The organism is Psychromonas sp., from assembly GCF_983033635.1.
The window spans coordinates 1-421 of sequence record NZ_CEZLMY010000144.1; the positions used below are offsets into that span (position 1 = coordinate 1).

General features: G+C 41.8%; 1 pseudogene. It reads left to right on the forward strand.

Going from position 1 to position 421, the window contains the following annotated elements:
* Positions 1–421 (forward strand): annotated as a pseudogene (locus tag AC4GME_RS14750) (ribonuclease E); the annotation flags it as partial.

Sequence of the window (421 nt, forward strand, 5' to 3'; positions counted from 1 at the left end):
AGAGACTAAAAAAGCTAGCAGCACCAAAGTTGTGGATAAAGTTGCGGCTAAACCATCACTTGTTTCTCGACTTCTTACTACTTTAGCATCTGTCTTTTCCGCTGAGGAAGAGATCAAACAAGAAGAGGAGAAAAAACCAAGCAGTCAGCGTCAACGTTCAAATAAGAGTCGTAATCCACGCAGCAACGCTAATCGTAACCGCAATCAAAATCGTACTCCTAAAGTTCGTCCAGAGGCAAAAGCAACCGAACCTAGGTCAACTGATAGAAAAGACAAGGATCGTGTTAAAAAGCAGGATAGAACCCCGCCAACTCACACTAAAAAAGAGAATGAAGAAGCGGTAGCTGTTCGTCGTAAACGTAGAAATATGCGTAAAAAAGTGCGTATTCAAAATAACGAAGCTGCAGTCACTGTTGAACAA